This window comes from Mycobacterium kyogaense (genome assembly GCF_003254575.1).
GTDB lineage: Bacteria > Actinomycetota > Actinomycetes > Mycobacteriales > Mycobacteriaceae > Mycobacterium > Mycobacterium kyogaense.
Map to the genome: position 1 here is coordinate 86,093 of NZ_QJUA01000018.1, position 13,336 is coordinate 99,428.

Genomic DNA, 13,336 nt, shown 5'->3' on the forward strand with positions numbered 1-13,336 from the left:
TTTCCGGTTCCGATGCAGCGAAGCAGGAACCGCACCTTTGAAGGCTAGGCATCTGCGCGCCATCGTCGCAGGTGAACAAGGGTGTTGAAACGATTGTCGGAGGTCCTTGGCACCATGGACCACGTGCCCTTGACAACCGACCCGCTCGCGCGCTTCAGCGCGCTGACACGTGAGTGGTTCGCGGGTACCTTCGTCGAGCCGACGGCCGCGCAGGCGCAGGCCTGGAACGCCATCGCCGACGGGGACAACACCCTGGTCATCGCGCCGACGGGGTCCGGCAAGACACTGGCGGCGTTCCTCTGGGCGATCGACGGTCTGGCCCGGTCCCCATCGAGCGAGCCCACCACACGGGTGCTGTACGTATCGCCCCTCAAAGCGCTGGCCGTCGACGTCGAACGCAACCTGCGTACCCCCCTGACCGGCATCTCACGGATCGCCGAGCGCGCCGGTCAGGAACCGCCGAAGATCAGCGTCGGTGTCCGGTCCGGCGACACCACGCCGGCGAAGCGTCGTGAGCTCATCACCAAGCCACCGGACATCCTGATCACCACGCCGGAGTCCCTGTTCCTGATGCTGACCTCCGCCGCGCGGGAAACGCTCGCCGGGGTGCAAACGGTGATCGTCGACGAGGTGCACGCCGTCGCAGGTACCAAGCGGGGCGCACATCTGGCCGTGTCCCTCGAGCGCCTGGACGCCATGCTCGAACGACCCGCGCAACGCATCGGGCTCTCGGCGACTGTGCGCCCGCCCGAGGAAGTCGCGCGATTCCTCTCCGGCGCCGCCCCCACGACGATCGTGGCGCCGCCGGCGGCGAAGACCTTCGACCTGACCGTGCAGGTCCCGGTTCCCGACATGGCGAACCTCGAGAACAACTCGATCTGGCCCGATGTCGAAGAGCGCATCGTCGATCTGGTCGAGGCGCACAACAGCTCGATCGTGTTCACCAACTCGCGCCGGTTGGCCGAGCGCCTGACCGCGCGGCTCAACGAGATCCACGCAGAGCGTCTGGGCATCGAGTTGGGCGGCCCCAACCCGGGAGTCGCCGGCGGCGCCCCCGCGCACCTGATGGGCAGCGGGCAGACATTCGGTGCCGAGCCGCTGCTCGCACGGGCCCACCACGGCTCGGTGAGCAAGGAGGCCCGCGCCGACGTCGAGGACGCGCTCAAGAGCGGCCGGCTGAAGGCCGTGGTCGCCACGTCGAGCCTGGAGCTGGGTATCGACATGGGCGCCGTGGACCTGGTGATCCAGGTCGAGACGCCGCCCTCGGTCGCCAGCGGGCTGCAACGCATCGGCCGTGCGGGCCACCAGGTCGGCGAGATCAGCCAGGGCGTGCTGTTTCCCAAGCACCGCACCGACCTGATCGGGTGCGCGGTCAGCGTGCAGCGCATGCTCGGCGGCCAGATCGAGACGATGCGTGTGCCGGCCAATCCACTCGACGTGCTCGCCCAGCACACCGTGGCGGCCTGCGCGCTGGAACCGATCAACGTCGAGGCCTGGTTCGACACCGTGCGGCGCAGCGCGCCTTTCGCCACCCTGCCGCGCAGCGCGTTCGAAGCCACGCTCGATCTGCTCTCCGGCAAGTATCCGTCGACCGAGTTCGCCGAACTGCGCCCGCGGATCGTCTACGACCGCGACTCCGGCACGCTGACCGCACGGCCCGGTGCCCAACGACTCGCCGTCACCTCCGGTGGCGCCATCCCCGACCGCGGGCTGTTCACAGTGTTCCTCGCCTCCAGCGCCGACTCCGAAAAGCCCTCGCGCGTCGGCGAACTCGACGAGGAGATGGTCTACGAGTCCCGGCCGGGTGACGTCATCTCGCTCGGCGCGACGAGCTGGCGGATCACCGAGATCACCCATGACCGCGTTCTGGTGATCCCCGCACCGGGCGAGCCGGCGCGGCTTCCGTTCTGGCGCGGCGACGGGGTGGGACGACCCGCCGAACTCGGTGCCGCGATCGGCGCCTTCAACGGCGAGCTGGCCCGGCTCGACCGCGCTGCTTTCGAGAGTCGTTGTGCAGAGGTCGGTTTCGACGCCTACGCCACGGACAACCTGTGGCAACTGATCGACGAGCAACGAAACGCGACCTCCGCGGTGCCGTCGGACACCACGCTGGTGGTGGAACGGTTCCGCGACGAGCTCGGCGACTGGCGGATCATCCTGCACTCCCCTTACGGCCTGCGGGTGCACGGCCCGCTGGCGCTGGCGGTGGGCAAACGGCTCTACGAGCGCTTCGGAATCGACGAGAAGCCCACCGCTTCCGACGACGGGATCATCGTCCGGCTGCCCGACACCGACGACACCGCGCCAGGCGCCGACATCTTCGTCTTCGAACCCGACGAGATCGAGCCACTGGTCACCACGGAGGTGAGCTCCTCGGCGCTGTTCGCCTCGCGATTCCGCGAATGCGCGGCGCGGGCGCTGCTGTTGCCCCGCCGCCATCCCGGCAAGCGCTCACCGCTGTGGCATCAGCGCCAACGTGCCGCGCAATTGCTCGACGTCGCGCGCAACTATCCAGACTTCCCCATCGTCCTCGAAGCCGTTCGCGAATGTCTGCAGGACGTCTACGACGTCCCGATGCTGACCGACCTGATGTCTCGCATCGCGCAACGTCGGGTGCGCCTGCTCGAGGTGGAGACGCCGACCCCGTCCCCGTTCGCGGCGTCACTGCTGTTCGGATACGTCGGCGCGTTCATGTACGAGGGCGACAGCCCGCTCGCCGAGCGCCGCGCGGCAGCACTCGCACTGGACCCCACGCTGCTGGCCGAGCTGCTCGGCCGGGTCGAGTTGCGGGAGCTTCTCGACGCCGACGTCATCGCCAGCACCACCCGCCAGTTGCAGCACCTCACCGACGAGCGGAAGGCCCGCGACGCCGAGGGCGTGGCCGACCTGCTGCGGATGCTGGGGCCGCTGACGGTCGACGAGATCGTGGCGCGCTGCACCGTCGAGGACGTCGGCGGCTGGCTCGAAGGACTACTGAGCGCCAAGCGGCTGGTCACGGTGTCCTATGCCGGGCAGACCTGGTGGGCATCGGTGGAGGACATCGGGCGGTTGCGGGACGGCGTCGGGGTGGCGGTGCCGGTGGGTGTTCCGGTCGCATTCCTCGAACCGGTGATGGACCCGCTGGGCGAGCTGCTGTCCCGCTTCGCCCGCACCCGTGGACCGTTCACGACGGCCGAGGCGGCGACGCGGTTCGGGCTCGGGGTACGGGTGGCCGCCGACGTGCTGGGCAGGCTGGCCGCCGACGGAAAGCTCGTGCGCGGCGAGTTCACCGACGTGCCCGGTGACACCGGCGACCAGTGGTGTGACGCCGAGGTGCTGCGCATTCTGCGGCGCCGCTCGCTGGCTGCGCTGCGGGCGCAGATCGAGCCCGTCAGCACGGCGGCGTTCGGTCGTTTCCTCCCGGCCTGGCAGCAGCTGGGAGGCGACCGCGTGTCGGGGGTCGACGGTCTCGCATCGGTGATCGATCAGCTCGCCGGGGTGTCGATGCCGGCCTCTGCGGTCGAGCCGTTGATCTTCGGGCAGCGGGTGCGTGACTATCAACCCGGCATGCTCGACGAACTCCTCGCCTCCGGCGAAGTGTTGTGGTCGGGCGCGGGCGCGCTCTCGTCTGCCGACGGCTGGGTGGCCCTCCACCCCGCCGACACCGCGCCGCTGTCCCTGGCACCTCCTGGCGAGCTCGACTTCACCGACACCCACCACGCCGTCCTCGGCGCGCTCAGCGGCGGCGGTGCGTACTTCTTCCGCCAGCTCGCCGTCGACGGCGTGAGCTCCGAGAACCTCAAAGAAGCTCTGTGGCAACTGATCTGGGCGGGCTATGTCGGGGGCGACACGTTCGCACCCGTGCGCGCCCTGCTGGCAGGTACCCGCGGGCCAGGGGCTCGCCGGTCTGCGGCGCCGTCGCACCGGCACCGCCGCGCTCCGCGGTTGAGTCGCTACAGCATCAGTTCGGCCGGCCTCGGCGCGCACCGCGACGCCGATCCGACCGTGGCGGGCCGATGGGCGGCGCTGCCCACCGCCGAGGTCGACACCACACTGCGGGCGTCCTATCAGGCCGATCAGTTGCTGGCCCGCCACGGTGTGCTGACCAAAGGTGCGGTCGCCGCGGAGAACATCGCCGGTGGGTTCGCCTCGATGTACAAGGTGCTCAGCACGATGGAGGAAGCCGGGCGCTGTCAACGGGGCTATTTCGTCGAGTCGCTCGGCGGGGCCCAGTTCGCGACCGCGAGCACCGTCGACCGGCTGCGCAGCCACGCCGACAGCATCGACGACAAGCAGCAGAGTCTGCGCGCGGTCGCGCTCGCGGCCACCGATCCCGCCAACCCCTTCGGCGCGGCGCTTTCCTGGCCCAGTCAGGGTGAGGGCGCGCACCGCCCGGGCCGCAAAGCGGGTGCGTTGGTGGTGCTCGTCGACGGCGAGCTGGCATGGTTCGTCGAACGCGGCGGCAGGTCGTTGCTCAGCTTCACCGACGACACGGGCGTGCACCATGCCGCCGCCGCCGCGCTGGCCGAACTGGTGACGCGGCAACGAGTCCCGGCGCTGCTGGTCGAACGCATCGACGGGGTCCCGGTGCTCGAGAGCCGCGAGTCGACGGTGGTCGAATCACTGGTCCAGGCGGGATTCTCTCGGACGCCACGCGGGCTGCGGCTGCGCTGATGCCCGAAGGTGACACTGTCTTCCGCACCGCGGACAAGCTGCGAAAAGCGCTGCAGGGCAAGACGTTGACGCGCTGCGATGTGCGGGTGCCGCGGTATGCGGCGGTGGACCTGAGCGGACAGGTCGTCGACGAGGTTCTCAGCCGCGGCAAGCATCTGTTCATTCGAGTCGGACAGGCGAGCATCCACTCGCATCTGAAGATGGATGGCGCCTGGATCATCGGCCGGGTCAGAGTGCCGGCCTACAAGATCCGGATCGTTCTCGGCACCGCCGACTCGGTGGCCTCAGGCATCGACCTCGGTGTGCTCGAAGTGCTGGACCGCGACCACGACATGGATGCCGTCGCACACCTGGGGCCCGACCTGCTCGGCAACGACTGGTCGGCAGCGTCGGTGAGAGAGGCGGCGGCGAATCTGACGAAAGACCCGGATCGCCCGTTCGCGGAGGCACTGCTGGACCAGCGGGTGATGGCCGGAGTCGGCAATGTGTTCGCCAACGAACTGTCGTTCGTGTTCGGGTTGCAGCCGACCACCAGGGTCGGCGAACTCACCGACCCGCTGCGAGTGGTCACCCGAGCGCAGCAGATGTTGTGGCAGAACCGGTTACGGATCAACCGCACCACCACCGGCAACACAAGGCCCGGCCAGGACGTCTGGGTGTACGGCCGGGCGGGGTTGCCGTGCCGCCGCTGCGGCACACGCGTCGAGACCGACAAGGACGGTGACCGGGTGACCTACTGGTGCCCCACCTGCCAGCGCTGACGACGGACGCGGACGGGAAAATTGCCGGAGCCGTCAGATAAGCCGTCACACGCGCCTAAGCTGCGCGGCATGACCGAGTTCTCCCCCTCCGAAGCGCCGGTCCTCGACGACGTGCCGGTCGTGGAACTGCCGGGCGCCGAGCACCTCGCCGGGCGACCGTACGCCCTGCCCGTCGACGTCCTCGCCGAACTCCACGGACCGATCTTCTACGGAGAGTGGACCGGTACACGCAAGCTGTACGTCTGCTCCCTGGAGCTGGTCGAGGAGCTCTGCGACGAGAGCAAGTTCGCCAAGAATCTCACCGCCTCGCTCGCGCGAGTGCGCCCGCTCGCCGGCGACGGCCTCTTCACCGCCTTCCACGGAGAACCCACCTGGCAGAAGGCCCACGACGTGCTGCTGCCGGGATTCAGCTACGCCGGGCTGCGGGCCTACCACGACTCGATGCTCGACATCAACGACCAGCTGATCGCCCGCTGGGACGCCAGCGCCGGCGGCCGGCCCGTCGACGTCTCCGCCGATCTGCAGAAGCTCGCGATGGACACCGTCGCGCTCGCGGGCTTCGGCGCCCGCTTCGACTCCTTCGAACACGACGGGTTGGCGCCGATCCCCCAGGCGTTCACCGATGCACTGACCGAAGTGGTGACCCACGGCGAGACACCGACGTTCCGCGACGGACTCGCCTCGCTGCACGCCTCGTTCGACGAGATGATCGCCGACCACTCCGCCGGCGGTGCCGGGGACCTGCTCTACGTCATGCTCGACGGACAGCTCGACCCCGACAACGTCCGCAACCAGATCATGACGTTCCTGATCGCCGGACAGCTGACGACGTCGGAGCTCATGCCGAACACCGTCTACAACCTCGTCCACCACCCGGCCGTGCTCTCCCGCGTCCGCGCAGAGGTGGACGCGGTGTTCGGCAACGACGACGATCACGTGCCGACCTTCGACGACATCGGCAAGCTCACCTACCTGCGCCAGGTGATCAGTGAGACCCTGCGCCTCTCGCCGCCTGTCCTGATGTTCGACCGAATGGCCTTGACCGACACCGTTCTCGCCGGACGCTACCCTGTCGCGCGCGGCGAAGCGGTGACAGTTCTGACCGGTGCGCTGCATCGTCAGCCGCAATGGGGGGACAACCCCGAGGTGTTCGATCCGGCGCGGTTCGATCCCGCAGTCGCAGAACACCGTTCGACCGCCCTGTTCAAACCGTTCGGCACCGGGGAGCGGTCCTGCATCGGCCGTCAGTTCGCCCTGCACGAGGCGGCGCTGCTCGTGGCGCGCGTCGTGCACCGCTACCGCCTGATCGACTCCGCCCACTACGAGCTGCGCTGGGACGGGCTCAGCCGGCGACCTGTCGGCTTCACCGTCGACCTGCTGCGCCGGACGCCTGCCGACCGGGGCACCACGACCCCGACGCCTACCGCTGGGCCTGCGCCGTCATCCTCGGCTCTTCTTCCCGTCAAGGCCGGCACGACAGTGGCCATCCTGCACGGATCCAATCTCGGCACGTGCCGGGCCCTGGCCAAGCAATTGGCCGACGACGCAACCGACTTCGGCTGCACGGCCACCGTCGCACCGCTGGACACCGCCACGGGCGGACTCCCCGCCACCGACGCCGTCGTGATCGTCGCGTCGTCCTACAACGGCCAACCCACCGATGACGCACGGGAGTTCACCGCGTGGTTGCAGTCCGAAACCACCACGCTGCAGGGTGATCCGCTGTTCGCCGTGCTCGGCGTGGGCGACCACAACTGGGCCGACACCTACCAAGCCATCCCGATACTCATCGACGACCGGCTGCACGCCCTCGGCGGACAGCCCCTGGTACCGCGGGCTTCTGCCGACACCTCGGGTGACCTGACCGCGACGGTCGAGCAGTTCGAGGCCGCGCTGTGGGCAGCACTGGCGCAACGCTTCGGCGATCCGGACGCCTTACCGCTGACCGCCGCGGACGAACCGCTCTACGATCTGCGCCTCATCTCCGGACCGGTGACCAGCGCCATCGACCAGCGCTTCGCGGTGCAGCCGATGACCGTCACCCTCAACGACGAGCTGGTGGAGGTGCCGGGACAGCAGAAACACTATGTGCGGGTGGCACTTCCCGACGGTGTCGACTACTCGACCGGAGACCACCTCACGGTGCTGGCCGACAACCCACCGGACGTCGTCGACACGGTGCTGGAGATGCTGTCCCTGGACCCGGAGCTGCGGCTGTCGGTCAACCCGCGACGGTCCTCGCGGCGATCGATCGCCCTCGACCGCGAGGTCAGCGTCCGCGAACTGCTCACCCACTTCGTCGAACTGCGCAAGCCGGCCACGAAGAGCCAGCTGCGCCGCCTGGCCGCGACGAACCCCTGTGACCCCGAACGCGCGGCCCTCGAACAACTCGCGGACTCCGACGAGCCCTGCTGGCTGAGCCCAGTGGAATTGCTGCACCGGTTCCCTGCCTGCGCGCTGACCGGCGCACAACTGCTGGAACTGCTGGAACCGATGACCCCGCGCCACTATTCGATCGCCTCGTCGTCGCAGCTGTCGCCGCGGGAGGTGGCGCTGATCGTCAGCGTGCTCGACACCCCGGCGCGATCAGGCTACGGATTGTTCAAGGGTGTGGCGTCGAACCACCTCGCGACGATGCCCCCCGGGACGTGCGTGCGGGCGCGAATCGATCCGGCGCGTCAGGCTTTCCGGGCCGGCGCGGACCCGCAGCGCAATGTCATCCTCGTCAGCGCGGGTACCGGCGTCGCCCCCTTCTGCGGCTTCCTGGGCGACCGGCTCGCCGCCAAACAGGCGGGGGAACCCTTCGCTCCGGCGCTGTGCTTCTTCGGCGTGCGCGACCCGGACGTCGACTACATCTTCCGATCGCAATTCGAGGACGCCGAGCGCGAGGGCATCGTGGCGATGCGGCCGGCCTTCTCGCGGGCGCCGGAACACGGTGTGCGCTACGTGCAGGACAGGATCGCGGCCGCCGCCGACGACGTCTGGGAGCTGCTGGGCGATCCGTCGAAGAACGCCCACGTCTTCATCTGCGGCGACGGCGCGCGGATGGCGCCAGCGGTGCGGGCCGCGTTCCGTGACATCTACCGGTCACGCACCGGGGCCGACGAGGCCGGCGCGGTCGCCTGGCTCGACGGCCTGGTGGCCTCGGACCACTACGTCGAAGACGTCTGGGCGGGTTAAGGGGCCGGAAAAACGCCAAAGCTGAACCCCGCTCGGCGGGATCCAGCTTCGGCGAATCAGTCGGTCAGTTCCAGGGCATCGCCAGCTTGACGATCTTGCGGACCACCGTGGCGAACTGCCGCGGCAGCGGGCCCGTGTTGTAGGGCACACCGTAGCGCTCGCAGATGTCGCGCACCTTGGGTGCGATCTCCGCGTGGCGGAACGCCGGGATGTCCGGGAACAGGTGGTGCTCGATCTGGAAGCTCAGGTTGCCACTGAGGATGTGGAAGAGCTTGCCGCCGGTCAGGTTCGCCGAACCCAGGATCTGCCGGAAGTACCACTGGCCTCGCGTCTCGGCCTTGGTCTCCTCGATCGAGAACTCCTGCACGTCCTCGGGGAAGTGACCGCAGAAGATGATCATGTAGGACCACACGTTGCGCATCAGGTTCGCCGTCATGTTGCCCGCGAACACCCAGGGCGCGAACGGCCCGGCCAGCAACGGGAACGCCACGTAGTCCTTGAGCGTCTGCTGTTTGGTCTTGCGCCAGATGCCTTCGAGGATCTCGCGCTTGTCCCGCAGCGTGATCTCACGCGATGCGATCTTCTCGCTCTCGAGTTCATGCAGCGCGACACCGTACTGGAACAGCACCATCAGCAGGAAGGCCCACAGCGGATTGCCCAGGAAGTAGGGCTTCCACTTCTGATCGGCGCTCATCCGCAGGATGCCGTAGCCCACGTCGCGGTCCATGCCGACGATGTTGGTGTAGGTGTGGTGCATGTAGTTGTGCGAGTGACGCCACTGATCGCCCGGGCAGGCGTTGTCCCACTCGAAGCCGCGCGACGAGATCGCCGGATCGCCCATCCAGTCGTACTGGCCGTGCATGACGTTGTGGCCGATCTCCATGTTGTCGATGATCTTCGACAGACCCAGCATCGCCGTGCCGGCCAGCCAGAACGGCGGGATGATCCCGCCGAACAGCAGTGCCCGGCCGCCGATTTCGAGGCCGCGCTGCGCCTTGATCATGCGGCGGATGTAGGTGGCGTCACGCTCGCCGAGGTCGGCGATCACGCTTTCCTTGAGCGCGTCGAGCTCCCGGCCGAATGCTTCGGCCTGCTCGGGGGTCATCGTGATCGTGCGGCCGCCGACCGTCTTCGACAGCGTCTTGGGCTGCGGCGCAGTGGTTTCCAGAGTTTCAGCGGTTTCCAGAGTTTCGGTGGTGTCCAAGGTCTCGGTCATCTCGGTTCCTTTCGCAGGGAGTGACGAACTGGGTCAGGTCTTTTACAAAGCTCAGGTCTTTACAAAGCGATGTCGACGTCGCCGACAGGAGCGGTGACGCAGATCTGCACGTCTTCCTCGTCCGGGGACGACACCGCACCGGTGACGACATTGCGGACCACGCCGCTGTTCTTGCGTCGCGTGCAGGAGAAGCAGATGCCCATGCGGCACCCGCTCTCGGGAGTCAGGCCCGCGTCCTCGGCCTGGTTGAGCAGCGGCCGGCCGTCGTCGGTCAGCTCGAGTCCGCTGTCACTGAACGTGACCTGCCCGCCGGAGGCTTCGCCGTCGAACACCGGCGGGACGAAGCTCTCGTGGAGAGCGTCGGGGAACATCTCGCGGACCGCCTCGACCAGGGCCGGCGGACCGCAGACGAACACCGCTTCGGGATCGGCGAACGGCAGATGGTCGGCGCCGAACCGTCCCGTGAGATCCGAACCCGCGGCGTCGCGGGTGAACCCGTGGCGCACCGTCACGTTCGGCATCGTCGCCGCGATCTCGGCGAGCTCGTCGCGGTAGCACGCCTCCTGCGCCGATCGCGCGTAGTGGACGAACGCGACCTCACCTCGATGGTCGCGTGCACGCAGCGTGCGCAGCATCGACATCACCGGGGTGATACCGCTGCCACCGGAGACGAAGAGCATCCGATCGGGCAGCGTCTCCGGCAGGGTGAACTCGCCGGCCACGGAGTCGAGGAAGGCGACCATGCCGGGGCGGGCGTGCTCGTAGAGGTAGGTGGACACGAGGCCGCCGTCGTGCCGGCCGACCGTCACTTCGATGTGTCCGTCGGTTTCGGCGCCCGCCGGCGAGTACGGCCGCGTGCGACGACGACCGTCGATCTCGACCGACAGATTGATGTGCTGCCCGGCCCGGAAGCCGGCGAAGGCGCGATTGGGCGCGAGAGTCAGAGTCACGCTGCGGGGTGTGCTGCGGCGCACCGCCACGACCCGGGCACGAGCGTCGCCACGAGTCCAGGTCGGGTCGACCAGTTCGGTGTAGCGGTCGACGCCGTGCGGTCCGGTCAGGAGGTCCAGCAGCCTCGACCGCCGCGTCCGGGTGGTCAAAGTTTGAGTGAACATGTGTATACCGTGCGCGCTTTCCGACCCCTCCGTCAAGAGATCGGCGCAGCGTGTGGTAGGTTTCACAGACAGTGAACAGTCGTACGCCCAGGTCACACTCTGACCGATCCGGGAGGTCGAGCAGGTCACGCGAATCGTCTCGGACCAGGGAAGACGACAAATCCCTGTCCCGCGAGGAGCGCAAGGAAGCGACCCGCCGGGCGATCGTCGATGCCGCACTGCACCTTCTCGCCGAACGAAGTTTCAGCGCCTTGAGCCTGCGCGAGGTGACCCGCGAGGCGGGTATCGTGCCCGCCGCCTTCTACCGGCACTTCGAGTCGATGGAAGCGCTCGGCCTGGTGCTGATCGACGAATCCTTCCGCACGCTGCGCGACATGCTGCGCGGCGGCCGTGCCGGCAAGCTCGACCCCAACCGCGTGATCGAATCCTCGGTGGACATCCTGATCGAGGGTGTGCAGGCCCGGCGGGAACACTGGCTGTTCATCGGGCGGGAACGCTCCAGTGGCGTCACCGTGCTGAGGTATGCAATCCGCACCGAGATCCGGCTGATCACCTCCGAGCTGGCCATCGACCTGGCCCGCTTCCCAGGACTGAACACCTGGAGCGGCGAAGATCTCAACATCCTGGCCAGTGTCTTCGTCAATTCGATGATCTCGATCGCCGAGGCTCTGGAAGACACCACCGACCCGGTGGCGGTGGCCGAGATCCGCCGGATCGCCGTCAAACAGCTGAGGATGATCACCATCGGAGTGTCGGAGTGGCGCAGCAGCTAGCGTGACGCCCATGGCGTCCGTTCTGGAAGTGACACGACCACAGCCCGAGATCACCGTGCTGACGTTCAACCGGCCCGATTCGCTGAATGCCCTGTCCTACGAACTCGTCGAGGCGCTGCACTCGGCGCTCGACGCCGTGGCGGCCGACAACACGTGCCGGGTCGTCGTGCTGACCGGTGCGGGCCGCGGCTTCTGCGCCGGACTGGACCTGCGCACCACGAACCCCGAGCAGACCGGTGGCGGCCTGGAATTCCCCCGCTCGGGGATGCGCTGGCAGGAACGCATCGCCGACCTGACCGCGAAGATCCACCGGCTCCGGCAGCCCGTGATCGCCGCCGTCAACGGCGTCGCCTACGGCGGCGGGCTGGGCATCGCGGCCGCATGCGATCTGCGCGTCGCCGCCCCCTCCGCCCGATTCTGCACGCAATTCATCAAATTGGGGCTCGGCGGCTGCGACATCGGCGTGAGCTACACGCTGCCTCGAATCGTGGGCGCCGGGCAGGCGTTCGACCTCATCCTCACCGCGCGTGTCGTTGACGCCGATGAGGCGCTGCGTCTCGGCCTGGTGTCCCGGCTGGCCGACGACGCCGTGGCCGAGGCTCTGACGATCGCCGAAACACTGTGCGGATACGGCAGATTCGGCGTGGAATCGACCAAGCAGGTGCTGTGGGCGAACCTCGATTCCGGCAGCCTGGAGGCCGCGCTGCACCTGGAGAACCGCAGCCAGATCCTCGCGACCACCAGCGGCGAGATGCGCGAGGCAGCCGCGAAGGTGTTGCGCAAGAGCTAGCGCGGTGTCCCGCCGCCGTCGACGATGATGACCTGGCCCGTCAGGTAGCTTCCCGCATCGGAGGTCAACAGCAGTGCCGGACCGACCATTTCGTCCGCACTGGCCAACCGACGCATCAGCGTGGCGCCGACCATGCCGTCGATCGCCTCCTGCGGGTTCTTGCGCATCATGTCCGTGTCCACCGGTCCTGGCGCGAGCGCGTTGACGCGGATACCGTCATGCGCCAACTCCGCAGCCATCGACCGCGTGAACGACATCAGCGCCGCCTTCATCGACGCATAGATCGCGAGCATCGGCGCGAAGACGAACGCCCCCACCGACACCATGTTCAGCACCGCCGCGTGCTCGCTGGCCCTCAGGTGCGGCAGCGCCGCTTGCACGAGGAACACCGGTCCCCGCAGATTGACCTCGAACGACTTCGTGAGCCCGTCGGCGGTCATCTGCCCGAGCGGTTGAGCCAGCGCGTTGGCGGCGTTGTTGACGACGACGTCCACCCCGCCGAATTCGGCGACGGTGCGCTCGACGAGCGCGCCGAGGTCGTCCACCTCACCGAGATGGGTGGGGACACCGATCGCCTCACCCCCGAGTTCGCGCAGGTGCGCGGCGGCCTGCTCACAGGCCTCGGCCTTGCGGCTGGCCACCACCACGCGCGCACCGGCGAGCACGTAGCCCTGCGCCAGCGCCAGCCCGATGCCGCGGGTACCGCCGGTCACGATGACAGTCCGGTCGGACATGTCGAAGAGCCGGTCGAACGTCGAGCGGTCCATCACACGCACCCGCTGACGCTGATCCGTCGGCCGACATCGGCGCACACGCTGACGTTCGGCGTCCACGCCACCGGCGGAGGC

The 13,336-nt window shown here is 68.3% G+C and carries 8 protein-coding genes; 5 read left to right on the forward strand and 3 right to left on the reverse strand.

Features of this window, described 5'->3' with window-relative positions; translation table 11 throughout:
• Window positions 1-114: 114 nt before the first annotated feature.
• From DMB80_RS14430 to DMB80_RS14440, 3 genes are all read left to right on the forward strand, one after another.
• A complete protein-coding gene (locus tag DMB80_RS14430; protein ID WP_111510472.1) occupies window positions 115-4,653 on the forward strand; it encodes an ATP-dependent helicase in 4,539 nt (1,512 codons plus the stop codon).
• Window positions 4,653-5,414, forward strand: a complete 762-nt coding sequence (nei2, locus tag DMB80_RS14435; RefSeq protein ID WP_111510473.1) for an endonuclease VIII Nei2 — start codon at window positions 4,653-4,655, stop codon at window positions 5,412-5,414. Before DMB80_RS14430 ends, nei2 begins: the two co-directional genes overlap by 1 nt.
• 69 nt (window positions 5,415-5,483) lie before the next feature.
• On the forward strand, window positions 5,484-8,594 hold the full coding sequence (locus DMB80_RS14440; RefSeq protein ID WP_111510474.1) for a bifunctional cytochrome P450/NADPH--P450 reductase: 3,111 nt from the start codon (window positions 5,484-5,486) through the stop codon (window positions 8,592-8,594).
• A gap of 64 nt (window positions 8,595-8,658) precedes the next feature.
• Here the strand turns inward: DMB80_RS14440 and DMB80_RS14445 are convergent, their stop codons facing one another.
• Window positions 8,659-9,810, reverse strand: coding sequence for a fatty acid desaturase family protein (locus DMB80_RS14445; RefSeq protein ID WP_111510475.1), 1,152 nt, complete (start codon window positions 9,808-9,810; stop codon window positions 8,659-8,661).
• A gap of 59 nt (window positions 9,811-9,869) precedes the next feature.
• Window positions 9,870-10,925 carry a ferredoxin reductase gene (locus DMB80_RS14450; RefSeq protein WP_111510476.1) on the reverse strand — a complete coding sequence of 352 codons (1,056 nt, stop codon included), beginning with the start codon at window positions 10,923-10,925 and terminating at the stop codon, window positions 9,870-9,872.
• A 71-nt stretch (window positions 10,926-10,996) separates the two neighbouring features.
• Here DMB80_RS14450 and DMB80_RS14455 point away from each other — a divergent pair, with 71 nt between their 5' ends.
• Window positions 10,997-11,698: a TetR family transcriptional regulator gene (locus tag DMB80_RS14455; RefSeq protein ID WP_046364774.1), complete on the forward strand. Its 702-nt coding sequence runs from the start codon at window positions 10,997-10,999 to the stop codon at window positions 11,696-11,698.
• Between the two features lie 10 nt (window positions 11,699-11,708).
• On the forward strand, window positions 11,709-12,488 hold the full coding sequence (locus DMB80_RS14460) for an enoyl-CoA hydratase/isomerase family protein (protein WP_111510477.1): 780 nt from the start codon (window positions 11,709-11,711) through the stop codon (window positions 12,486-12,488).
• On the opposite strand, the gene DMB80_RS14465 is transcribed toward DMB80_RS14460, so the two are convergent.
• The gene (locus DMB80_RS14465; protein WP_046364776.1) at window positions 12,485-13,255 is read right to left on the reverse strand and encodes an SDR family NAD(P)-dependent oxidoreductase; all 771 of its coding nucleotides are present in this window, start codon (window positions 13,253-13,255) and stop codon (window positions 12,485-12,487) included. The two genes, DMB80_RS14460 and DMB80_RS14465, sit on opposite strands and share 4 nt — an antisense overlap.
• Window positions 13,256-13,336 lie beyond the last annotated feature (81 nt).